At 35.8% G+C, this 23,127-nt stretch carries 19 protein-coding genes and 1 tRNA gene; 12 read left to right on the top strand and 8 right to left on the bottom strand.

Annotated elements, in window-relative coordinates:
- Positions 1-11: 11 nt before the first annotated feature.
- The 3 genes from dnaJ to X926_RS08700 all read right to left on the bottom strand — a co-directional run bounded on the left by dnaJ (position 12) and on the right by X926_RS08700 (position 3,033).
- On the bottom strand, positions 12-1,148 hold the full coding sequence (dnaJ, locus tag X926_RS08710) for a molecular chaperone DnaJ (protein ID WP_369973693.1): 1,137 nt from the start codon (positions 1,146-1,148) through the stop codon (positions 12-14).
- Positions 1,148-1,852, bottom strand: a complete 705-nt coding sequence (locus tag X926_RS08705) for a nucleotide exchange factor GrpE (RefSeq protein ID WP_103065800.1) — start codon at positions 1,850-1,852, stop codon at positions 1,148-1,150. The genes dnaJ and X926_RS08705 overlap by 1 nt, the downstream gene beginning before the upstream one ends.
- Before the next feature lie 173 nt (positions 1,853-2,025).
- Complete coding sequence (locus X926_RS08700) at positions 2,026-3,033, bottom strand: heat-inducible transcriptional repressor HrcA (RefSeq protein ID WP_012209609.1); 1,008 nt, start codon at positions 3,031-3,033, stop codon at positions 2,026-2,028.
- Positions 3,034-3,144: 111 nt separating this feature from the next.
- Between X926_RS08700 and X926_RS08695 the strand changes: the two genes are divergently transcribed.
- The 8 genes from X926_RS08695 to X926_RS08660 all read left to right on the top strand — a co-directional run bounded on the left by X926_RS08695 (position 3,145) and on the right by X926_RS08660 (position 13,688).
- A complete protein-coding gene (locus X926_RS08695) occupies positions 3,145-4,647 on the top strand; it encodes a UDP-N-acetylmuramoyl-L-alanyl-D-glutamate--2,6-diaminopimelate ligase (protein WP_103065799.1) in 1,503 nt (500 codons plus the stop codon).
- Positions 4,647-5,939, top strand: a complete 1,293-nt coding sequence (gene murF, locus X926_RS08690) for a UDP-N-acetylmuramoyl-tripeptide--D-alanyl-D-alanine ligase (RefSeq protein ID WP_103065798.1) — start codon at positions 4,647-4,649, stop codon at positions 5,937-5,939. Before X926_RS08695 ends, murF begins: the two co-directional genes overlap by 1 nt.
- 8 nt (positions 5,940-5,947) lie before the next feature.
- Positions 5,948-6,871, top strand: coding sequence for a phospho-N-acetylmuramoyl-pentapeptide-transferase (mraY, locus tag X926_RS08685; protein WP_369973692.1), 924 nt, complete (start codon positions 5,948-5,950; stop codon positions 6,869-6,871).
- A complete protein-coding gene (gene murD / locus X926_RS08680; RefSeq protein ID WP_158245241.1) occupies positions 6,868-8,163 on the top strand; it encodes a UDP-N-acetylmuramoyl-L-alanine--D-glutamate ligase in 1,296 nt (431 codons plus the stop codon). The genes mraY and murD overlap by 4 nt, the downstream gene beginning before the upstream one ends.
- 295 nt (positions 8,164-8,458) lie before the next feature.
- On the top strand, positions 8,459-9,799 hold the full coding sequence (gene rlmD / locus X926_RS08675; RefSeq protein ID WP_103065795.1) for a 23S rRNA (uracil(1939)-C(5))-methyltransferase RlmD: 1,341 nt from the start codon (positions 8,459-8,461) through the stop codon (positions 9,797-9,799).
- Between the two features lie 295 nt (positions 9,800-10,094).
- Positions 10,095-11,252, top strand: a complete 1,158-nt coding sequence (gene aspC / locus X926_RS08670) for an aspartate aminotransferase (protein WP_103065794.1) — start codon at positions 10,095-10,097, stop codon at positions 11,250-11,252.
- Positions 11,249-12,604, top strand: coding sequence for a GlmL-related ornithine degradation protein (locus X926_RS08665; protein WP_103065793.1), 1,356 nt, complete (start codon positions 11,249-11,251; stop codon positions 12,602-12,604). Before aspC ends, X926_RS08665 begins: the two co-directional genes overlap by 4 nt.
- 220 nt (positions 12,605-12,824) lie before the next feature.
- Positions 12,825-13,688: a deoxyribonuclease IV gene (locus tag X926_RS08660; protein WP_103065792.1), complete on the top strand. Its 864-nt coding sequence runs from the start codon at positions 12,825-12,827 to the stop codon at positions 13,686-13,688.
- Between the two features lie 7 nt (positions 13,689-13,695).
- On the opposite strand, the gene X926_RS08655 is transcribed toward X926_RS08660, so the two are convergent.
- Positions 13,696-13,770: transfer RNA gene (locus tag X926_RS08655), tRNA-Val, on the bottom strand.
- Between the two features lie 302 nt (positions 13,771-14,072).
- Here X926_RS08655 and X926_RS08650 point away from each other — a divergent pair.
- From X926_RS08650 to X926_RS08635, 4 genes are read left to right on the top strand one after another with little or no spacing between them, the layout of a single operon-like run.
- Positions 14,073-14,294, top strand: coding sequence for a DUF2283 domain-containing protein (locus X926_RS08650; protein WP_103065791.1), 222 nt, complete (start codon positions 14,073-14,075; stop codon positions 14,292-14,294).
- Complete coding sequence (locus tag X926_RS08645; protein WP_103065790.1) at positions 14,284-15,036, top strand: hypothetical protein; 753 nt, start codon at positions 14,284-14,286, stop codon at positions 15,034-15,036. Before X926_RS08650 ends, X926_RS08645 begins: the two co-directional genes overlap by 11 nt.
- A complete protein-coding gene (locus X926_RS08640) occupies positions 15,020-16,105 on the top strand; it encodes an ATP-grasp domain-containing protein (protein WP_158245240.1) in 1,086 nt (361 codons plus the stop codon). Before X926_RS08645 ends, X926_RS08640 begins: the two co-directional genes overlap by 17 nt.
- The gene (locus tag X926_RS08635; RefSeq protein WP_103065788.1) at positions 16,074-16,766 is read left to right on the top strand and encodes a PHP domain-containing protein; all 693 of its coding nucleotides are present in this window, start codon (positions 16,074-16,076) and stop codon (positions 16,764-16,766) included. The genes X926_RS08640 and X926_RS08635 overlap by 32 nt, the downstream gene beginning before the upstream one ends.
- A 76-nt stretch (positions 16,767-16,842) precedes the next feature.
- On the opposite strand, the gene X926_RS08630 is transcribed toward X926_RS08635, so the two are convergent.
- The 4 genes from X926_RS08630 to X926_RS10205 all read right to left on the bottom strand — a co-directional run bounded on the left by X926_RS08630 (position 16,843) and on the right by X926_RS10205 (position 22,664).
- Entirely contained in the window at positions 16,843-19,470 is a 2,628-nt protein-coding gene (locus X926_RS08630) for a glycosyltransferase (RefSeq protein WP_103065787.1), read from the bottom strand.
- Between the two features lie 146 nt (positions 19,471-19,616).
- Positions 19,617-20,801, bottom strand: a complete 1,185-nt coding sequence (locus X926_RS10380; RefSeq protein WP_103065786.1) for a flagellin — start codon at positions 20,799-20,801, stop codon at positions 19,617-19,619.
- 651 nt (positions 20,802-21,452) lie between these two features.
- Entirely contained in the window at positions 21,453-21,830 is a 378-nt protein-coding gene (locus X926_RS08620) for a transposase family protein (protein WP_103065785.1), read from the bottom strand.
- A gap of 681 nt (positions 21,831-22,511) precedes the next feature.
- Positions 22,512-22,664, bottom strand: coding sequence for a hypothetical protein (locus X926_RS10205; protein ID WP_158245239.1), 153 nt, complete (start codon positions 22,662-22,664; stop codon positions 22,512-22,514).
- Between the last annotated feature and the right edge of the window lie 463 nt (positions 22,665-23,127).

The raw sequence follows: 23,127 nt of genomic DNA, 5'->3' as shown, positions 1-23,127 counted from the left end.
CCAAAGATGAATTACTCAACGTTTGTTTCTTCTAAAAGTTGACTAAGGATCTTCTTTTCTTTTCTTGATGGCTTGTTGATTTTCACGTTTATTTTGACATATAAATCTCCCCTTTTGCCACCACCAAATTCAGGAAGTCCCATATTTTTAAACCGCAAAATTGTTCCAGGGTTGGTTCCTTCTGACAACTCTTCCTCGATGACTCCTTCCAACGTAGGAATCTTGACCGTTCCTCCCAAAACTGCTTTCAAATAATTTATTGTGATCTCTGTTTCTAAATCTGCTCCTTTTCTGATAAACCTTTCATGCGGAAGAACTCTTACTTGAACAATTAAATCACCATTTGGACCTCCGTTCTTACCTGCATTTCCTTTATCTCTTATTCTCATGGTATAGTTATCTGGAACTCCTGCAGGTATCGTAATTTCCATTCGTTCTTTTTTCAAAACTTTTCCGCTACCACCGCAGTAAGGGCATCTACGGTTGACTATTCTGCCTTCTCCGTTACACGTTGGACATGTATAAGTCCTTACAAAACTTCCAAAAAAACTTCTTTGTTCCTCTCTAATAACTCCTCTTCCGTTACACCTTGGACAAGTTTCAAAACTGGTGCCGTTTTCTGCCCCGGTACCATGACAGTGCTGACATACTTCGTACCTGTTGTATTCGACAATTTTCTTAACATCATAAATAATCTCTTCCAATTTTAAACTGATTACTACATTAATATCCTCTCCACGTTCTTTGACTACGTTTCTTCGCCTAGAGGAAGATCTACTACCGCTTCCTTCAGTACCAAAAATCATATCAAAAAAGTCCGAAACGGTGCCTCCACCAAAACCTTCTCCGAATATATCTCCAAAAATATCACCCATGCCACCGCCTGGATTACTTTGCCCTGTATAGGCGGTTCCTTCTTCTGGTACGAAGCCGAATCTATCGTACACTTTCCTTTTTTGTGGATCACTTAAAACTTCGTAAGCCTCCTGAATTTCTTTAAATTTGCGCTCTGCTTCTTCTTTATTTTCAATGTGTCTATCAGGATGCCATTCTTTGACTTTTTGTCTATAGGCTTTTTTTATTTCTTCCTGTGATGCGTTTCTATCTACTCCCAAGATTTTGTAATAATCTTTTCTTTCCGCCATAATTATTTGTCACCTTCTTTTGAGTCGATCCCTTCCGCAGTTTGTTCGTCAGAATCAACATTTTCGTCACAAGGGTTTTTCTTGTCTTCAACTTTTTCCTTGACCCCTTTCGGGGCGTCTTCCTTCGGTTTAACAGCCACTATAACCCTTGCTGGTTTTATTACTTCACCTTCTAATTTGTACCCGATGGTTTGGACATCGTATATACAGTATTCACTCACTTCTTTTGTTTCAAACTTGTCAACAACATCATGTTCGAATGGATCAAATTGATCCCCTTTTTGTGGAACTATAAAATTCATTTTCAAGGAGTCAAAGACTTTCAACATATCTTTGTAAACCATCTCAACAGCAGAAACAAATTCAGGTTCATCTTTGTAATTCAAAGAAAGATTCAACTTTTCAAATGGGACGAGTAATTTTTCTATTATCATTTTTGTTGTGTTCAATTTTATCTGCTTTTTTTCTTTCTCCACTAAATTTTTGTAATCTTCAAATTTAGTTTTAAGATATATAGAATACTCTTTAAATTCATCTCTTTCTTTTTCTAGATTTTTCAACTCGTGTTTTAACTCATTATTTTCTTTTTCTAATTCTTCTAATTTCTCTTTCAACGATTCGATATCTTCCTGACTTAATCCTTTTTCTTTTATTTCTTGTTGTTCCTCTTGTTCTGTTATTTCTTCAGTTTTTTTTCTTTCTTCCATTTCAAAAAAACACCTCCTAAAAACTGATCATTACTATTTTTAAGTTTGCGCCCTTTCACCAACCGTTAAGGGGCAAGCCCCTTAAAAACCCCGAATTCAAAGTCAAAATCATTTAAAAACATCGTTTGTATACTACAACAAACTAAGTCTATAAACAAAATTATATACTAATTTCATAAATTTTTTGATATAATCTCTGAGAGTCTCGAAATATACTCTCTCAAAAAATAGTAATTTTTTTCATAATTACAGTATTTTTGAGTTATAAACAGCACCCTACCAAGGGGATCGGCATTTAATTTGTAAGTAGTGTAGAAAAATACCATTTTTTTTAGAGCTTTAGAGTTTAAATCTTCGCCAAACAATATTTCTATATCATCAGTGAAATCTAAAAGTTTAAATATTCCTTCTTTGATTGTATCATTTTCAACCATAGAAGCCAACGCTTCTATAGCTTCCAAGTCTGGGATAGATTGAGAGATGATTTTTTCCAAACCACTTATAATATATTTTTTTCTGTTGAACTCAGATGTTAGATGCCCTAAAATCTCAATAAAATTAGTCACCCTTAGATCTTCTGTTTCAAATTTTGGAGCTGAAAGAAACATGAAAAGTGAATGAAAAGACTTGCCAACAAGACCGTTATTCAAAATATTTTCCAATTCCTTTGAAGGTGGCAAACCATATATTTCAACCGTCCTGGATACAGCTAAGCCTAAATTTGTTAAAATAGTAATGACGTTATTTGTCTCCATTAAGGGAGTAACAGTCACCCTTGTTATATATACATACTTTGGATTAGGATATTCAAAGATGACCAAACCTTCCAAAGTATTGGATATTAGTTCACTCAAGCTTTGAAACATAAGATTTAAATCATAAAATTTGTACTTTTTTGGAATATCAATATGTGTATCCTCTTGGTTGTAGGCGTCTTTTATCATTTGAAAATAGATCTTCAAAGCGGAATCTGTAGGAATTCTTCCACCGCTTGAGTGTTGTTGATAAATGTATCCTAATTTTTGAAGTTTTTGCATATCGTTTCTGATAGTGGCGCTACTGGCTTTTATATTTGAGTTTTCCAAAACTTCGTCTGAGCTAACTGGTTTATCGTTTTTTAGGTATAATTCAACAATGGTTTTTAGAATTTCTTTTTGTCTATCGTGTAGCACCTTAGCCATTTTATCACTCCCGCATATTAAGTGCTAATAATATGATACCAGGTCTTATATACATTGTCAAATATATTAATTTACCACATTGTAACAACTAACATTTAGGAGGCTGTATTAATGAGAATCCCTTCAAACAAACTACTACAATTTTTAAACGGTAATATAAAAAAGAAAGTAATCAAAAATGAGATATTGAATATAGCAGATATCAAAGACAACAGTGAAAACGTTGAAAAAGACGATATTTTCATCGCTTTCAAAGGTTCCCGCTTCGATGGTCATGATTTTATTCTTTCAGCATTTGATAAAGGTGCTTCATTAATAATTGCTCAAGACGAAGAAAAAATTCCAACAAATGATTCTCTGCAATACATAATCGTAGAAGATATTAAAAAGGCTGCTGCCGATTTATCTCACAAATTATTCGATATCTCTCCAGATGATTTTAAAATACTTGGAGTAACCGGCACCAATGGCAAATCTACAACGGTATCTTTAGTTCATCACATCTTACAAAAATCAGATAAGGACTCGACGCTAATAAGTACCGTAGAAATTAAAATAAAAGACGAGGTAGTTAAGGAACCATACAACACCACTCCTAGTATTTTAGAGTTGTCCAAAATATTAAAAAACAGCAAAGAAAATAATATTGAATTTATTAACATGGAAGTATCGTCTCATGCGATCCATCAAAGAAGAATTGAAGGCGTTAAATTCGATATCATATCTTTCACAAACATCACAAGGGATCATTTGGACTATCATAAAGATTTTGAAGAATACAAAAGCATCAAGTTATCCCTGATGAACTATTTAAAAGATGAAGGAAAAATAGTAATAAATCTCGACAGATTGAACAAAGACGACTTCGTGAAAGGTGGAAAAGAAGTTATCACCTATGGATTTAAAAAAAACGCAGACTTTGTGATAGAAAATTACGAACAAACGCTTCAACAAATGAAATTCACGATCACGACAAAGGAACACAAAAATTATGAAATACGATCCCACTTGATAGGGAAATTCAACGTTTACAATATAACAAATGCCTTTGTAATAGCAACCCTATTTGGACTAGAACCAGAGAAAATCATCTATTCCATTTCCACCTTTAAAGGTGTCTCTGGAAGGTTCCAAATCGTTCCAGGCAGCAAATCGCTAGGTTTCTTTGCAGTTATCGATTTTGCGCACACCCCCGATGCACTCAACGAAGTATTAAAAACCGCTTCATCAATAACTGAAGGTAGGATAATCACAGTATTTGGGGCTGGAGGAAACGCAGACAAGGGGAAACGAAAGTTAATGGGACAAGTTGTAAGTGAACATTCGGACGTTATAGTTCTCACCAACGATGATCCAAAAGATGAAGACCCTGACCAAATAATAGAAGACGTATCAAAAGGTATAGACCAAGATAAACATTTCATCGTTATACCCGATAGAGAAACCGCCATAGATACAGCCCTAAGATTTGCTAACAAAGGGGACATAGTAATCATAGCGGGAAGAGGCCATGAAAAATATCAACTCTTCGCCAATGGAAAAAAGGTTAAGTTCAACGATTACGAAGTAACAAAAAAACTAATTGACAAAATCAAAAGGAGTTCGGGAAGGTAATGTTGGAACGTTTAAAATATAAAGGCCACAATTTTCAAATTGACTCTCGAAAAGTGAATGAAGGTGACGTATTTTTATGTTTAAAAGGTGAGAAAACCGACGGACACCTATTTATAAACGACGCATTGAAAAACGGAGCGTCTTACGTAATTGTTGAAAAAGATGTTGTTGACTTTCCAAAAGAAAAAATAATCAAAGTCAACAGCGTCCTAGAAGAAATGCTTATCTCTGCTTCAACATTGATCAATGAAAACGCCAAATTAAAGATTGGAATAACCGGATCCACTGGAAAAACCACCACGAAAGAATGCTTGTATTATTTGTTGTTAGCTTATTTCAAAACTTTTAGAAACGAGATGAATTTGAATACGGAAATAGGAATACCCTTATCGATTTTGAACAACTATAACAACGAAGAAACCGTCATACTAGAAGAAGGTCTTAGAAAAAAGGGAGACCTTGAATTTTTATCAAGATATTTTAATTTAGATGTTGCCATTATCACGAACGTAGGGGCTTCACATTTGGAATTTCTAGACTCTTTAGAAACGGTAGCTGAAGAAAAGATGAAAATAACAAGCAACATGGATAAAGGAGTTTTAATAATCAATGGAGACTACTCATTATTAAAAGAATTGGCACCGAAACATCTGAACCGACTAACCTTTGGAACAAAAGATGAAAACGATGCCGTTTTAAAAAGCTTCGAGTACAATGAAAACCACACAACGACCTTTTACGCTAGAATTCTACAGGAAGATTTGATGGTAACGCTGAACCATTATTGGAGTGAAGGTCAGATATTAGACTTACTCTCAGGATTGCTGCTTTTGAGATTCATCGATTTACCAGTTGATCCATACTATTTATTTAACATCAACATCCCTCAAGATCGTTTTCAAACCATAAAACGTGGAAATCTTCTAATAGTGAACGACTCATACAACGCATCGTACGAATCTTTTAAAAGTGCTTTTAACAGCATAAAAAAGTGGAATCTTTCTCCTAAAATTATCATAATGGGAGAAATAAAAGAATTAGGAAAATACAGCGAAGAATACCACATCAAAGTTATAACAGAAGCCTTAAATATTTTTGATCGGATTTATTTCTACGATCCTCAAGAAAATTTCACCTATCTATCAAATGATAAAGTTACCTTCTTTAAAGAGCTAAAAACAATTGATGAAATAATATCAAACACCACCAAAGGAGTGATCTATATAAAAGGATCTAACACTACTGGAATAAACAAATATCTCAAGGAAAGTGACTTAATTTGGAAAGATTGATATTTTATATCACATTAATAACTTTTATTTTCTTACTTTTTCTCTACCCCATATTTATAAAATGGCTAAAAAAGAGGCAATTTGGGCAGTATATCAGAAAAGAAGGACCAGACCTTCATAATTACAAGCAAGGAACCCCAACAATGGGGGGAATTTTATTCATTCTTGCTATTTTTTTTCTAAGTTTACTCACCTACTTCATTCAAAAAGAAGATTTATTTCTGATAATTGGAGTTGCCTCTTTACTCTTTGGATTTATAGGATTTCTCGATGATTATCTGAGTATAAAAAAGAAAGACTCAACTGGCTTAACCGCCATTCAAAAATTGTTAATGCAATTCTTATTCTCTATATTCATAGTATATCTCATATCAATACTAAATCCTCACTCAATATTGAAAATACCTTTCACGGCTAAAAGCTTAGACCTAAAATTTTTCTACCCACTGTGGGGGGTAATATACCTAACAGGTATGTCCAACGCTACAAACTTAACTGACGGAATAGACGGACTATCTGGAGGAACTTATGTAATATCAGCACTATTCACCGCACTGATTGCAGGTATAAATTTTAATCACATCTCCATATTGATTTTGCCTGTAATAGCGTATCTCTTTTACAATATAAAACCCGCAAAAATATTCATGGGAGACACTGGATCTTTAGCTTTAGGTGGGATATTAGGTTCTATAGCGTTATATTATTCTGTTGAACTTTTCACCATTTTAACCTGTTTTATATTTATTTCAGAGATGTTTAGCGTTATAATACAAGTGGGTAGTTACAAGCTACGAAAAAAAAGAGTCTTTTTAATGGCACCAATTCATCATCATTTTGAACTAAAAAAATGGAGTGAAGAACGAATCGTTCTAACGTTCTGGACTATAAACTTCTTAACTGGAATAGTCGCACTAGGAGGAGTATGGTGAAGATATGCCTTGTAGGATACGGAAAAAGTAACAATGAGTTACTGACGAAGCTTTTAAAAACAAACCATCAAATCTTTGTCAGTCAAGACAAAGATTTTAAAAAAAGCGATGAAATATATTTTAAGAAAAACAACGTTCAATATGAAACCAACCACAACGACCTTTTAAAAAACTGTGATTTAGCTATCGTAAGCCCAGGTATCCCCCCAAACAGCAAGGCTGCTAAAATAATATTTGAAAACAATATAGATTACACTACAGAATTAGAGTATTCTTGGGAGAATATAAAAAAAGCAAACAAAAAAGCTGTTTTTATTGGAATAACCGGAACCGACGGGAAATCAACCACCACCTCTCTAATAGGACATATATTAAAATTCACAGATCCTTTAACCTTTGTAGGGGGTAATATCGGAGTTCCCTTAGCCCAAGCATCAGAAACTCTAAACTACTACGTAGTTGAGGTTAGCTCTTTTCAAATATTCTGGTCAAAAACGTTTTCTCCTGAAATATCCGTGTTAACGAACCTGGCACCCGATCATCTAAACTGGCACAACAACTTGAATGATTACTACGAGACCAAAGCAAAATTATTGTTAAGAACCCTAAAATCAGGAGGAGTAACGGTTATAAACGAAGATGCTGTGAATCTTTTAAACCTAAAAGATTATCAATCAAATGAAAGGTTTATAACCTTTTCTAAAAACATGATTGAAGGTAACTACATTAAATACAAAGACAAAAAAATACAAGTCAACAACAAAATGTTTGAACTGGACATCTTCAAAGAAGACATCTTGGCATCAGCAGTGACGGCGTTAAATCTTGGAATCCCTGAAAAAGTTATCGAAGAAGCAATAAACTCATTTAAACCACTAAAGTATAGGTTGGAATTGATAAAAAGTAAAAACGGAGTCAATTATTACAACGATTCAAAAGCAACCAACGCTCACTCCGCTTACAACGCTTACAAAAGTTTCAGAGGAATGCGTTATATAGCAATCCTAAGTGGAATCCCTAAAAATGAAGACTTAACACCATTAATCGAAGAACTTAAAATATACGCCAAAGCCGTATTAGTATTCGGAGAAATGGAAAAAGAAGTCAAAAAATACCCCTTGAATTCTAAATTTATCTTCAAAAATAATTTAGAAGAAGTATTCTTATACCTAAGTGAAATATGTGAAGTTGGAGACAATGTGGTATTTTCACCAGCTGGCGCAAGTTTTGATAAATACAAAAATTATGAAGAAAGAGGAGAACATTTCAATTTATTGGTCGAAAAATCGTAAATGGTCGGGCTGCAAATTCAAGGGTTAATGGCAAAGCCCTTCCTTTATTCCTTATGGGCGGCTGCGGGGATCTAAGGGACCGCGGGTCCCTCCTTAAATGGGCGGGCTGCGGGGCGAAGGGGCGCAAACATAGATAGAATAAATATTTTAGAGACCAAATAATTTTAAAAGGGTTACAGGGCGAAGCCCTCTCCCCTGCTGGGCTAGGGACCGCAGGTCCCTCCATAAATGGGCGGGCTGCGGGGTGGAAGGGCGCTAATAAGGACAATAATTCCCCAATCTTGGAGGTAGTTAGATGGATAATGAAGAAGTAAAAATCGTCATCGAAAAATTAGTCTACAGTGGCTATGGCATGGCACGTTATGCCAGCAAAATCTACATGGTAAACAACGTTTACCCTGGAGAGTTTGTCTCAGTTATTCCAACAAGAACGAATAAAAATTTAGTATTCGCAGATCTAAAAGAAATCCTACAACCATCCCATCAAAGGGTATCCTCCAAATGCAAACACTTCCCCGAGTGTGGGGGTTGCCAATGGCTCGATTACGATTATAAATCCCAGCTAAAATCAAAAACACAGATAGTAAAAGAACAGTTGGAAAGAATAGGTAAGTTAGATAGCTCCCTTGTTAATGACATAATCGAAAGCGATTTAATCTGGGGTTACAGAAACAGAATGGAATACGCCTTTCAGAAAAATAACAATCTAAAACTGGGTTTAAATATTGCCAATTCAAATAATGTTCTAGATATCTACTCATGCCCAATCTCACCAAACTTATTCGATAACATAAGAAATAAATTCAGAGAACTAGTTAACAAATTGAATATCGAAATATACGACAAAAAGACAAAAAAAGGAATCTTGAAACATTTAGTCATTCGAAGATCATTTTCCAAAAATCAAACGATGGTAATTATCGTTACCAACACAGAATATTTGCCTTACGAAGAAGAGATAAAACAGTTTTTTCAACAGAATTTCCAGCCATATTCACTAATTCACCTAATGAACAGTTCGGATAGCGTTGTACTACGAGGTCCATACAAAACGCTTCTCGGTGAGGGTGTATTAAATGAGGAGTTTGATGATTTTAAATTCCAAATTCCACCAACCTCCTTTTTTCAAAACAACTACAATGTTACACAAAAGCTATTAAGACACATATTAGAATATTTCAAAAACAACACACAAAAAGATGACACTATGTTAGACTTATACTCTGGTGTTGGCTTATTCTCAATATACTTTTCACCACTCTTTAAACATATAGAATCCGTTGAAACCTCCAAAGTTTCAGTAAAGGCAGCAATTTCAAATTCTCATATAAATTCTATTAGAAACGTTCGGTTCATTCTCGCAAGCTCAAAACCGTATCTCATGAAAAATTCTGATAAAAGATTTGACTATGTCATCTTGGATCCCCCAAGAAAAGGGCTGGAAAAGAAAGAAATCCAATTACTTTCTTCTATGGCAAAAAAAGGGATAATCTATGTATCCTGTGACCCATCAACTTTTGCCAGAGATCTAAATCTATTTACAAAAAATGGATTCACTCTAAAATCAATTCAACCATTTGATATGTTTCCACACTCCTACCACATCGAAAACGTAGGCATTTTAGAAAAAAATTGAAGTGGGGTTACATGGCAAAGAACTTCCCCTGCTGGGTTTAAGGGGCCGCAGGCCCCTTCCTTAAATGGGCGGGCTGCGGGGCGAAGGGGCGCAAACATAGATAGAATAAACATCTTAGAAACTTCTTAATTTTCAAAAGGTTACAGGGCGAAGCCCTGTTTGTTGCAGTATGCAAACCATGTTTTTAAATGATTTTGACCTTAAATTTGGGGTTTTTAAGGGGCTTGCCCCTTAATGTCTGGGAGCGGGGTGAAAGGGCGCTAATAAACTCCCAACAATTAAAAAGGAGGTTCCTATGGAATTTTCTACAAAAATAGAATCAATTCAACCCTCAACAACTATCGAGTTAAACTCAAAGGCTTTAGAACTACAAAACAAAGGATACCGAATCGTCAGGCTGACGGCTGGAGAACCTGATTTTGACACTCCCCAGCCTATAATAAACGCAGCTTACCAAGCTATGAAAGAAGGAAAAACCAAATACACCGACAACAAGGGTATAAAAGAACTCAGACACAAGATAGCTCAATATACAAATAAAAAATACTCAACTAATTACAATGAGAACAATGTAATCGTAACTAATGGTGGAAAACAATCCTTATTTAACTCACTTTTTTTGATAACAAACCCAGGCGATGAAATAATCGTTATTGATCCATCTTGGGTCAGTTACGATGCACAAATCAAAATGGTTGGCGGAATCCCCGTTCACGTTAAAACTACAAAAGAAAATAACTACATCCCTGAAGAAAAAAATTTAGAAAAAGCTATCACCAAAAAGACAAAAGCAATTATAATTAATTCTCCCAACAACCCAACAGGTGTGGTTTACGATAAAGAATTTTTGATATTTATCTCAAAGCTCTCCATCGAACATGACATCATCATCTTAAGTGACGAGGTATACGATACCCTTATTTACGATGGTAACTACACTTCTATGGCAACCTTTGAAGAATCAAGAGATAGAACAATATTTATAAACAGTTTTTCAAAGACCTGGTCAATGACAGGATGGAGAGTGGGATATACTATTGCCAGCGAAAAACTCATAACTCAGATGGCTAAGATTCAATCTCACTCCACTTCTAATGTGAACACACCCTCTCAATATGCTGCACTCAAAGCTTTAGAAACAGACAATTCTTACATGGTAGAAGAATTCAAAAAAAGAAGGGACTACTTGTACGATGAATTCAAAAAACTCGGTTTTACATTTAACAAACCAAAAGGTGCCTTCTATTATTTTATCGACATATCGAAGTATGGATTGAACGATAAAGAATTCTGTGAAAAATTACTCGACTATGGACTGGCAGTCGTCCCAGGTTCTGCTTTCTTTTCCGAAGGGCATATTAGACTCTCTTTTGCAGCCTCTATGGATGATTTGCAAAAAGCGGTTGAAATACTTAAAAAGTTCCTAAGGGATTTGGAGAAGGAAAAGGTATGAAAATTGATTTATTAGTAGCTGAGATAGGAAGTACAACAACGGTGATTACAGCTTACCAGCTCACCGAAAAAAACGTTGAAATAATAGCTCAAACAGAAAGTTACACGACCATAGACAAAGGTGATGTAACAATTGGAATAGAAAAGGCACTAAAAAATATGGAAGAAAAAGTTAAAGATAAAATAAGTTGGGAAAAATTTTTAGCAACCTCTTCTGCTGCCGGTGGACTAAGTATGACGGTTCACGGACTGGTATACGATATGACAGTCAGGGCAGCAAAAGAAGCGGCTTTAGGGGCTGGAGCTATTTTAAAATACATCACATCCGGAAAACTTAGAGAAAGCCATTTGAAGCAAATTTTAAAAATTAAGCCAAAATTGATCCTCTTATCAGGCGGGGTTGATTACGGAGAAGAAGAAACCGTTCTTTACAATGCAGAATTACTCTCTAACTTGCCATTAGACATTCCTATAATATACGCAGGAAACACTGCTGTGAAAGAAGAAATAGAAGAAATCTTCAAAGAAAAGAACAAAAACATAATCATAACAGAAAACGTCTACCCAAAAATAGATCACCTCAACGTTGAACCGGCAAGAAAAATAATCCAGGAAGTTTTCTCAAAACACATAATTCATGCCCCTGGTATGGAAAAAATCTACGATGTAGTAGATGAAGAAGTCATCCCAACCCCAGCCGCTGTTATGAACACCACAGAATTACTAAATGAACTGTATGGAGATGTTCTAACAGTTGACATTGGAGGAGCCACAACTGATATAGACTCCGTTACCGATGGTTCACCAGAAATTCAAAAGATTTTGGTATCTCCACAACCTCGTTCCAAAAGAACGGTCGATGGAGACATGGGAATATACGTAAACGCATATAACGTAGTTGAAATGATCGGCAAAGAACAAATAAAAAAAGACTTTGAAAACTACGAAGAGATACTAAAAAATATATCCCCATATCCACAAAACGACGAACAAGAAAAATTTGCAGCTTACTTGGCAAAGTTTTGTTTCTTAACATCCCTAAAAAGACATGCTGGAAGAATTGATTACATCTTTACCCCCACCGGAAGAAAAAAGGTTGCTCAGGGAAAAGATCTAACCGCCGTAAAAATCATCTTTGGCACTGGAGGAATACTATCCAGATCAAAATACAAAAAGGAAATATTTGAAAGCTTAAAGCAGCTAAAAAATTCAGAAGATTTACTACTACCGCCAAAAGACGTAACCTTCGCCTACGACAAAAATTACATATTCGCAAACATTGGTGTTATCGCAAACCTCGACAAAGAAATAGCAAAGAAAATACTACAAAATGACATAGAATGCCTTCCTTAGATGGGTGGGGAGCGGGGTGGAAGGGCGCTAATAAAAACTAAGCGTTGCTTACAAAAAAGTTCAACTTTCCAAAAATAAGATATCAATTTTAAAAGGGGTACAGGGCGCAGCCCTCTCCCGTTGTTGGTTATAAAGGACCGCGGGTCCTTCCTTAGACGGGTGGGGTGCGGGGGAAAGGGCCGCAAATCCGCAAACTAACAACGACTAGGAGTGAAAAAAAATGATAAAAATCGGCGCACATATGAAAATCTCAAAAGGCTTCAAAAAAGTCCCTCCTGACACAGCAAACATAGGAGGCAACACCTTCCAAATCTTCACAAGTTCACCACGGGTTTGGAAAGTAAACCCGTTAAAAGAAAACGATGTAGAAGGCTTCAAAAACGCAATGAACGAATTCAACATACATTTTGAAGACGTCTTAGTTCATTCAAGCTACTTAATAAATCTAGCCTCTCCAAAAGATGACATCAGAGAAAAATCCATAAACGCAATGATAGAAGAAATCAAAGCCACAGACGAATTAGGAATACTTCACTACAACTTCCATCCCGGAAGCCATTTAGGTGAAGGAGAAGAATTCGGCATAAACAAAATATTGGAAGGTTTAGATATCATCTTCAAAGAAGTTCAGAATACAAAAGTCACTATCTTGCTCGAAAACGTTGCCCAAAAGGGTTCAAACATAGGATACACTATGGAACAATTGGGAAAAATAATAAACAAATCACCATGGAAAGAAAGATTAGGCATAACCTACGATACTTGCCATGGATTCGATTCAAACTACGACATAAGAAAAAAAGAAGAGGTACAAAGATTAATAGACGAAATTGACAAATACATCGGCTTAAATAAATTAAAAATGATCCATCTCAACGATTCAAAATATGACGTGGGCGCAGCTAAAGACCGACACGAATTTATAGGCAAAGGATACATAGGAAGAGAAGGATTTAAAACCTTTCTCTCTTTCGATGAAATATCTAAGCTACCTCTGATCCTTGAAACCCCTGGAGATGATCCAGAGCATAGCCAAGATATAAAAGTAGTAAAAGAAATCTTCAAGGAATTAGGAAAGCTTTAAAAAAAGATGGTGGGCGCTGTAGGGTTTGAACCTACGACCTTCTGCGCGTGAAGCAGACGCTCTCCCACTGAGCTAAGCGCCCCAAAACTCTTCTAAATAATTATACAATATATTTCAAATATTGTCAATGAAAAGTGGTTCCTTGTCAAATATAGTTCATGATTTTCTTCTTCGGTCAAACCTTTTCTCTTTTAACTTGAATGTGAGTAAATACAAATTCCCACAAACTTATGGTATAATTAAATCGAAGAAAGTCTACCATTATCTTCTTTTTAAGCAAAAATGTTTAATCGTGCAATGGTACCTTCGCAACTTTTAGGAATTCATATAAAATTCTTAAATCATTAAAATCAATTGGAGCATAAACAAAAAGGAGAATATTAGATGGGCGAGAATATAAAAGTATGGTTTGATGAAGATAATGATATACTTTATATATCGCTTAGAAAAGGTGCCGCAGTAGATTCCGAAGAGGTATCAGATAATATAAGAGTAGAATATGACGCACACGACCAAATTATTGGAATAGAGATTTATCACATATCAAAAATGGTGGCTAAAAACCTAGCAAAAGAATTGAAGGAGGATCAACACTATGAATTATGACTTTACGTATTCCCATTATAGAGAGATTTTAGAAAATGCTTTGAAAGCCGGTTATCAAATAACCAGTTTTCATGATTCCTCGCCTGTTGATGAAAGTAAAAAAGTGCTATATCTTCGGCACGATGTTGACGGCAATCTAACTAAAGCGCTTACAATGGCAAAGATCGAATCAGAGATGGGAATCAGTGCTACCTATTTCCTTCTTCTAAATAGTCCATTATACAATCTTCTAGAAACAAGGTCGTTAACTTACATCCAAGAGATCAAATCTCTGGGCCACTGGCTGGGTTTGCATATTGATCCGACAATGTGTGCTGAAATGAGACTGGACTCTGTAAGTCAGCTGGTTGAGGTGTTGCTGGATCATTTTGAAGCGATGATTCCCATTGAACGTGTAGTGTCCTTTCATCGTCCAAGTCCTGAAGTCCTAAACAAAGAATTTCCCCAGTTTACTAGCACATATGAACCTCGCTTCTTTTCCCAAATCAAATATATTTCTGATAGTCGCCGCATATGGCGGGAAGGTGATCCTTGCAAATTTTTGAAGGAAGTGCGGTTCGATCAAATTCAACTCTTGGTACATCCCATCTGGTGGGGAGATGAAGATGATCTGAGAACTCTTGGAGAATCTGTGCTTCAAGAAAGGTTAAAAGAAGTCAGAGAATACTTGGCAACGAATATCACACCCTTCAAGGATGTGCTATACGAGAAAAGAAGGTGCAATAATGATCAAGGAGAATAAGTCACTAACCGTATTAGTCACAGGAGCAGGAGCCCCTGGAACAGCTGGGACAATCCATGCCTTGAGGAACAACCCTGATGACCTCCCCATAAAAGTTGTGGCTGTTGACATGCATGACGAGGTGGTTGGAAAATATCTTGCTGATGTCTTTTACACGGTGCCATCTGCCCAGGATCCTGCCTTCATTTCCTTGCTCCTTGAGATTGTAAAGAAGGAGAATGTTGACGTTGTTCTTCCTCAAGTGACACATGAATTATCGCTCTTGGCCCAAATGCAGGATCAATTTGAATCGGCCGGCGTAAAAGTTATTGTCTCTTCTTACTCCGCCATTCAAAAGGCTAATAACAAACTCAATGTCCTGATAGCGGCTGAACAAACCAACGTACCTTATCCTCAATACCGATTGGCTAAGAACGAGCAGCAACTTATAGAGGCTGTTAATTCCTTTGGCTATCCTGCTAACAAGGTGGTGGTCAAACCTCTGGTTTCTAATGGTATGCGAGGGTTGCGGATTATTTCAAGTCAACCCTGGGATGTGAAAAGATTCCTTGAGGAGAAACCACAAGGAGTGGAAATTTCACTGGAAAATCTTCTTGCCATTCTCCGCCATGGTGTTTGGCCTGAGTTAATAGTCTCGGAGTATCTACCAGGCCCGGAATATTCTGTAGACATGTTCCGAGGAAAGAACCTAAAAATAGCTATTCCTCGACTACGTAAGCAGATTAGAAGCGGTATCACTTTTCAAAGCTTAACAGAATTGCGCAAGGATCTGATTGACTATTCGCTCGCATTGGGGGATCATCTTGATCTTCGGTATTGCTTTGGGTTCCAATTCAAGCTAGACAAAGATGGAACTCCAAAAGTTCTGGAATGTAACCCTAGAGTTCAAGGCACAATGGTTGCAGGGGTATTTGCAGGGTTCAACTTGATCTATTACGCAATTAAGGAAATTATGGGGGAGCCTGTTGATCATTTTGATTCGACAAATTTGCGGGACGGTTTGAGGTTCCTTCGCTACTGGGGAGGTGTTGCTGTCTATGAAGACACCGAATTTCTCGGTCGGTTTTGAGGAAATGCTCCGACAACATCCATACCTTTTCCATTTGCATACTAACTTCACTGATGGCACAAGTTCAATAGAGGATTATTGTACATTTGCTATGAATAATGGTTATAAATACTTGATTTTCACTGAGCATGTAAGGCAGGTATGCACTTACGATTTTAAGGAATTCGAGCGTGCTCTCGAAGACGCACGTCACAGATTTCCATCATTGCAAATCTCACTGGGGGTAGAAGCTAAGCTTCTACCCAACGGAACACTGGATGTATCGAAAGAAGTACTGGACAGAGTCGATGTACTAGGTATTGCCTGCCACTCATTTCCTAGTGATGTTGAAATGTACACTAAAGCTATGGAACATGTTCTGAAAGAGTCATATGCTAAGGATCTTTTACGAGTCTGGGTGCATCCAGGACTTTTCTTCAAGAAAAACAACATAACAGAGAACAGATTATTCTCGTATCTGTTAGATTTGGCAATTCACCAAGGTGTGTATGTAGAGTATAATATTAAATATGGATTACCTCCGGTAAATCTTCAATACCTGATCCCTCCGCAACGAAAGGTTCTCGGGATTGATGGACATTCGGTGAAAGATCTAAAAGAAAGAAATGAAGAGATTACCTCAATTGAGCAATCGTTTCGTGAGGAGCTGAGCAAAGCATAAATATCTTAGTTATTAAGTCAACTACCCTCGCCTCTATAGGCGAAGAGTAGTTGATTAAAAAGTCTTAAACCAAAAACTACTCTTTATATGCTTCAATAAATCTCAAATTTCCATCGACAACCTCAACCTTTGAAACCTTAAACCCTTCTTTCCTAAATAACGAAATCAACTGACTCGTTGTTCTAAGCACCCTAAACTTTGGAATAAACCAAACTACGTTCTCTCTATCTTTTAAATCAGGAACATATACAAAGGCTAAAACATTTTTTGCTCCCTTTAAAATATCACTCACATCATAATTTTTCTCAAACTCCCCTACAATTAAAAGATTGTTAGAAGTATCTTTTACAAAAACACCCAAATCTTCAAAAACACTTTCATACTTCTCTTTATCAACTCCAAGAACCTTGACATCTTTAAAACCGCTATCAATTAGCCCCTTTAAAATAATTTCCTTTTTGATCTCCAAAGGAATAGACTTGTAAGCTCCTTTCTCACGCTCTTCGTAAATCCTCAAAGCCTCATCAGAAGGATAAGGAGAAGCGTACAAAAAAGTATCTGATTTCTTCCAACTCCTAATGGGATGAATAATTCCAAGCGTGGAAAACTTTTCTGAAATATTCCCTACCCAAATCATTTCATCGTCGCTTTTCATAAAACTAATCTGAGTATTTGGATAAAGGCCGGAATAACTGTATCTACCAAGTGCCAAATCAGCAAGTTTGTTATTCTCTTCTACAGCTTTTACATGCAAACCAAAGGCTTTTTTAATATCTTTTTTTTCGTATATCTTAGCGAGCCTATAATAATAAAAAGGAAATTCTTCAGTATTTTCTACTTTTTTCAACAACGTTTCAGCCTTTTGTGGGTCTTTTTGAAACAAAGATATCCCCGAAACGTACAAAGCCAATGGAGCATCAGAAATAAGATAGAGTTTCTGTGCATTCTCTTGTCCAACGTACCCCATAATGTCGAAAATGAAATCTTTCCCAGAAGCAAAATGGGCATATATCTCTTCGTAAACCCCATCCATCTCAGGGTCTAACTTCGTGCTCAAATCCTCAATTATAGGCTTAATAAACCGTGAGAGCTCAGGAAGTATTTCTAAAGACTTTTTATACTGACTCAGGGCTTCTTTGAACCTTTTTAACCTCAGATAACAATCCCCCAATAAGGCGTATAAAACTCCTTGAATCTTTTCGTCTTCAATCTTTCTTAAAGTAGAAAGGGTCTTCAACGTATCAATAGTATCTTTTGTATTTTGCAAAACTGAATAAAAAAGCAAAATTCCCGGTATACCATTTTTTTCTACAAAATTAAGATAATCATCTTTAGTTAAAAAATCTAAAAGTTGATCTTCTGATGTTTTCATTTTCTTTATTATGTATTTTGAAAGTTCATTTCTACAAGATAATTTATCTAACAAGTTTTCATCGACTTCAACTTCTAATTCAGCAATCTTTTCAACGATGCTATCATAATAAATAACAATCCCTGATTTTTCTACACCTTCAACCATAACTTTAAGCCCAGGTAATACTATTTCCCACTCTTCTTTACTCTCAATATTTTCTTTCATATCGTTCAGCAAAACATACAAATTCTTTTTATCGATACTAATGTTCTCATCTTCAGCAAAAGCAAGGGAAACATGATCGTTGAATCCTTCAAAATTTTTTCTTTTCAACATTCCACGAGCCATCAAAATATGTGCCATAGGCACTTGCTTAAAAGACATAATAGTCCAATCAAAATTCTCAACATTCTTCATAGCTTCGTCTAAGACATTAAAAAACTTCTTCCCCCACCTGATTAGCTCATCCCAATCGGCTGATCTTTCGTACAAAGCCATCATACCAAAGTAAGGATCAGGATACTGAGGAGTAGCATCTATACACTTTTGTAGCAATTCCTTTCCAAGGCCTTTTAAACCCCCAAACACACAATCCAATCCAAACATGTACAAAAACTCAAGCCCTATGGCAGGAACTCTTCCCACTTTTCTTATCTCTGCCAACGTCTCCCAAGCGACTTGGTTCTTTTTATACGTATACCCCCCGATAGACTCTGTTTTGTACAGCTGGACTAAGTAATACAACCTCTCGATAGGATGCTTCGCTTCATTTAATTGCTCTCTTATTAAAGTATCGGTTCTTTCATACTTCTTTCTCTTCAATGATCTCGTCCAGATGTAACCGTAATGAAGAATTGGAAAATTACCTCGAACGACTTTAGGTTTATATATAGCTTGATTATGTACAACGTTTTTGTATTCAATAGCACCTTTTCTAAAAATTCTTGGAGTCGAAGCAACTTCGGTTCTTGTGTAGTTAATATCCATATAGCTGATTGCTGGTAGATAGACAGTATTAACATCTTTAGGCTGTTTCATAAGAAACTCTCTTATATTTTTTTTAAAGGATTCTGTTGCTTCTTCATCCGCATCGTAAATCAAAACCCACTCACAAGTTGGAAACTTCAAAGAATAATTTCGAGCCTCAGAAAAATCATTCTGCCACTCATGAAAGTACAACTTATCTGTATACTCTTTAACTATCTGGGGTGTTCTATCTGTAGAACCCGTATCAACAACGATTATCTCATCTGCCACATCTTTAATAGCCTCTAAAGCCCGTCTAATATTCGTCTCTTCGTCCTTAACGATCATAGCAACAGATAACAATTTTTCTTTATCAGCACTCATACGCTTGCCTCCCATCAAAAAGCTACTTCTATTATATCATTCTTGTTCATACCCGCCATTTCCTTAAGGGATGGTGGGCGGGAATAGATAAAATAGATATACAACTAACAAAAAGAGGGCCGAAGGCCCCCTCTTTAAATTTCCCTTTATCGCAACAACTGCAAAACATTTTGTGGAATTGTATTCGCTTGTGCCAACATTGCATTCGATGCTTGCATGAGTATCTGTTGCTTTGTAAAATCCATCATCTCTTTTGCCATGTCTGCATCTCTGATTCTGCTTTCTGCTGCGGTTAAGTTCTCCGACGCTACACCCAAGTTGGATATAGTGTGTTCCAATCTGTTTTGAACAGCACCAAGTGATGCCCTTGCTGTACTTACTTTGTGAATTGCGGCGTCCACAACCATTATCGATCTTTCAGCACTATCTTGATTTGTAGCAACGAGCGAACTGGTTGTGAGCCCAAGTGCTCCCGCACTCATATCGTCTATTCCAAGTACAATGTTGTGTCCTTCATTCGCCCCTATTTGGAAAACAAGCTGATCATTCGTGGTATAAGTTCCTTCAACTCTAACAACGGCACTATCTACAATTTCATTTAAAGGTAATGATCCCCCAAAATCACCAAGATTAAAAGTTGTGGAAGTCCATGTGAATGAAATACCTCCGAGATTAGTTTCTCCCGCATTCAAAGAGACTACCGCTGTAGTTGTTCCACCAGCAGTTATTTGAGTTATTCTAACATCCAAAGAGGAGGACACACCACCATTTAATTGTCCAACTTCTATAACGTAAGTACCTTCTTCTACAAAAATAGGAGATGTAGCAGACGGTGACGCTAATGAATGAACTTCAACGTTTATGTTTCCTCCCGTAACAACTTTAATATCCTCACTACCTCTGAATGATTCAATCTTTCCATCAAGCAATTTTTGTGTGTTGAACTCTGTAGTTCTTGAAATCCTATCGATCTCTTCTCTTAGTTGATCTAATTCTAACTGAATTTGATTTCTATCAACATTTGTGTTGGTATCTGATGCAGCTTGAACCGATAATTCTCTCATTCTTTGAAGTATAGAGTGTGTTTCTGTCAAAGCTCCTTCTGCTGTTTGTATCAAAGATATAGAGTCTTGTGCATTTTTTACAGCAGTTTCTAAACCTTTAATTTGACCTCTCATCTTTTCGGATATTGCTAATCCCGCTGCATCGTCTCCTGCTCTGTTGATCCTTAAACCAGAAGAAAGTTTTTCAAGTGTTTTACCCATAGATTGGTTTACTTGATCCATCGATCTCCATGCATTCAATGCACTAATGTTGTGATTAATCCTCATAATTCATACACCTCCATGTGATTTTTTTGTTTCTTGCCCTTCCTTGGACAAGGATTTTTCCCTTAGCGCTAAGGATTTTCATAAATATTATCGAACAGTTTTCTAAAAACTTTAGTGTTTTTATAAATTAAATCGCTTTTTAATTTTTTTCGTTTCTTGAACATAGCTAAAACTTCCCTTAACTACTCATAATGCCCTTGACATATTCAGAGGGTATGATTAGCCTTTAGTGAGTCTCTTCCAAAAAGTGTGGTAGATCATTAATAAACTTAATTTTTCTCCAGTTTAATTGTTAACTATTTCCGTAAAAGAGCCATCTTTCTTATAACTTTCATCCCCCATAATTCCTCCTATAAAACTCCAAGTACTCCCCCTGTTACAACCTTCTTTCATGCATATTTTTCCAGAAAAATTCTTCAATTCAAACTACTTTTCGATTTTTTGAAGAATTATTTCGATTTTCAAAGAGCATTTTGGATAATTATCCAATATTTTAGTTCTTTTTCTTCTTCCTTTAACTTACTTTACCTTTAGTTACTTTTTCCTATTTCTGAAGTGGGTATTGCAAAAACATTGATGCTTACCTTTTCTACTTTCCTTTTGTCTATCATGGGGATTATTTTTTTAAAAAGTTGCATATTGAACTTTTACCTATAACTTAGCTGCTTGTACAGAACTCATGCTCAAGTTTATATTCAGTATTTCCTTCTCCAACCTTGTCGTTCTTTTGAATTTTGGTTCCACAAAGTCAAGAGGTTCAGCAAACGTCTTTTTCTTACACTCTTTGCTTTCACAAAACATCTTTCTTCTTATAACAACTATCGTTGTTTTTTTACCTTGTATCGGTAAATCTTGAAAACTTTTTTCATACCTTGAATGTACTTTTTTGGATAGCTTCTCACAATACGGACAGATTAATTCTTTTTTAGCTGATTTTACCCAATTCGTTATTCTATCTCCCCATACTTCATGCTTAACGTATTCTAAGCACTCATCCAACAACTTAACTATTTCTTCCGTCCCTTTCATCCTCTTTTAAGTGATTTTCATCCATTGCATCACTTGAAGTTAATCAAGTTAACATTGATGGAAAGAACCAACTTCTTTTCGTTTAGTAAGCGTAAAATTAAAAGCAACAATTTTTGGAAAAATTTTAGGCAGAAATTTCACTTTCGGAAAAGTCTGCTAAAAACTCGCAAATTCCAGACGATAAACAATTACTTAAAAAGAGATGATATGATAAAAATCAAGAGGTGACAATAACTCCGGATGAATAAGGTAAAATATAATAAAATATAATATCCGGAGTAGTCAAGTATGATAGTCCCCTATTTAATTAAAAAATTTTAAATATTTTCAAAAATCCTTATTCAGTCATACTTCTAAGTTGAAAGTAGCGGTTGTTGTTTATTCAAGTTACTATTTCTCTTTTTCTTTTTGATATTTTTTGTTGTATAATTGCTATGAACTCTCAGTTCTTGATTTTGTAACTTGTAATAATAGTTAGGATCATATTTTTTTGTTCTTCACCAGTGAATATATTATTCTCAACAATTTCCCCACTACAGCTAACACAGCAACAGAATGTGATTTACCTCGAGTACGTAGTTTTATGTAATAATTTTTGAAGTATTTATTGTTTAGAATAACAACGGTGGCAGCGATGTAAACAACTTTTCTTAGGAACCTGTTACCTTTTCTATTGATAAACTAACCTTTTTTCATTTGACCTGATTCCTCTGCACGAGAATCGATGCCAACGAAAGCCACTAAGGCAGAAGAAGAAAGGATTTTGATCCTTTTTGAATTCCGGACGTAGTAAGGAAAAGAATTTTTAGAAATGTCAATACCTACAAAACACATATTTTTTTACCCCACTTTAGTATTGTTTAAGGGTCGCCTTTTACAATTATCCTTCTAATACGGCCTTGAAAGGCCGATTAAGTGTCGGATTTATGGGCGGAAGGTGGGTAGCGAACAAGCTTTAGAACGAACTTAAAAGCTCAGAGAGTACAAGCGTTCTACTACCCACTCATTTTTTTAAAGAAAATAGTTGTTTATGCTTATATTGTATCATCAAATATTATAGAAGACACTTTTATCAAAATACCCACTTCAGAAATAGGTCAAAGCAACGATTAACGAAAGGTAAAGTAAGTTAAGACAAGAAGAAAAAGAACTAAAATATTGGATAATTATCCAAAATGCTCTTTGAAAATCGAAGTAATTCTTCAAAAAATTGAAAAGTAATTAGGATTGAAGAATTTTTTAGGAAAAATAAAGACGAAAGAAGTACAGTTAATGAATAACCGTTCATTTGGGAAGT

This window comes from Petrotoga sp. HWHPT.55.6.3, assembly GCF_002895495.1.
In the GTDB taxonomy this organism is placed as follows: Bacteria; Thermotogota; Thermotogae; order Petrotogales; family Petrotogaceae; genus Petrotoga; species Petrotoga mobilis.
Note: the sequence above shows the minus strand (reverse complement) of the source record. Positions and strands in the feature narration are given on the sequence as shown.

What these genes read in the sequence shown, in the direction of transcription:
- X926_RS08705 (WP_103065800.1), bottom strand. Translation starts at nt 1,852, where the DNA reads ATGGAAGAAAGAAAAAAAACTGAAGAAATAACAGAACAAGAGGAACAA.
- X926_RS08700 (WP_012209609.1), bottom strand. Translation starts at nt 3,033, where the DNA reads ATGGCTAAGGTGCTACACGATAGACAAAAAGAAATTCTAAAAACCATT.
- X926_RS08695 (WP_103065799.1), top strand. Translation starts at nt 3,145, where the DNA reads ATGAGAATCCCTTCAAACAAACTACTACAATTTTTAAACGGTAATATA.
- murF (WP_103065798.1), top strand. Translation starts at nt 4,647, where the DNA reads ATGTTGGAACGTTTAAAATATAAAGGCCACAATTTTCAAATTGACTCT.
- rlmD (WP_103065795.1), top strand. Translation starts at nt 8,459, where the DNA reads ATGGATAATGAAGAAGTAAAAATCGTCATCGAAAAATTAGTCTACAGT.
- aspC (WP_103065794.1), top strand. Translation starts at nt 10,095, where the DNA reads ATGGAATTTTCTACAAAAATAGAATCAATTCAACCCTCAACAACTATC.
- X926_RS08665 (WP_103065793.1), top strand. Translation starts at nt 11,249, where the DNA reads ATGAAAATTGATTTATTAGTAGCTGAGATAGGAAGTACAACAACGGTG.
- X926_RS08660 (WP_103065792.1), top strand. Translation starts at nt 12,825, where the DNA reads ATGATAAAAATCGGCGCACATATGAAAATCTCAAAAGGCTTCAAAAAA.
- X926_RS08650 (WP_103065791.1), top strand. Translation starts at nt 14,073, where the DNA reads ATGGGCGAGAATATAAAAGTATGGTTTGATGAAGATAATGATATACTT.
- X926_RS08645 (WP_103065790.1), top strand. Translation starts at nt 14,284, where the DNA reads ATGAATTATGACTTTACGTATTCCCATTATAGAGAGATTTTAGAAAAT.
- X926_RS08640 (WP_158245240.1), top strand. Translation starts at nt 15,020, where the DNA reads ATGATCAAGGAGAATAAGTCACTAACCGTATTAGTCACAGGAGCAGGA.
- X926_RS08635 (WP_103065788.1), top strand. Translation starts at nt 16,074, where the DNA reads ATGAAGACACCGAATTTCTCGGTCGGTTTTGAGGAAATGCTCCGACAA.
- X926_RS08630 (WP_103065787.1), bottom strand. Translation starts at nt 19,470, where the DNA reads ATGAGTGCTGATAAAGAAAAATTGTTATCTGTTGCTATGATCGTTAAG.
- X926_RS10380 (WP_103065786.1), bottom strand. Translation starts at nt 20,801, where the DNA reads ATGAGGATTAATCACAACATTAGTGCATTGAATGCATGGAGATCGATG.
- X926_RS08620 (WP_103065785.1), bottom strand. Translation starts at nt 21,830, where the DNA reads ATGAAAGGGACGGAAGAAATAGTTAAGTTGTTGGATGAGTGCTTAGAA.
- X926_RS10205 (WP_158245239.1), bottom strand. Translation starts at nt 22,664, where the DNA reads ATGTGTTTTGTAGGTATTGACATTTCTAAAAATTCTTTTCCTTACTAC.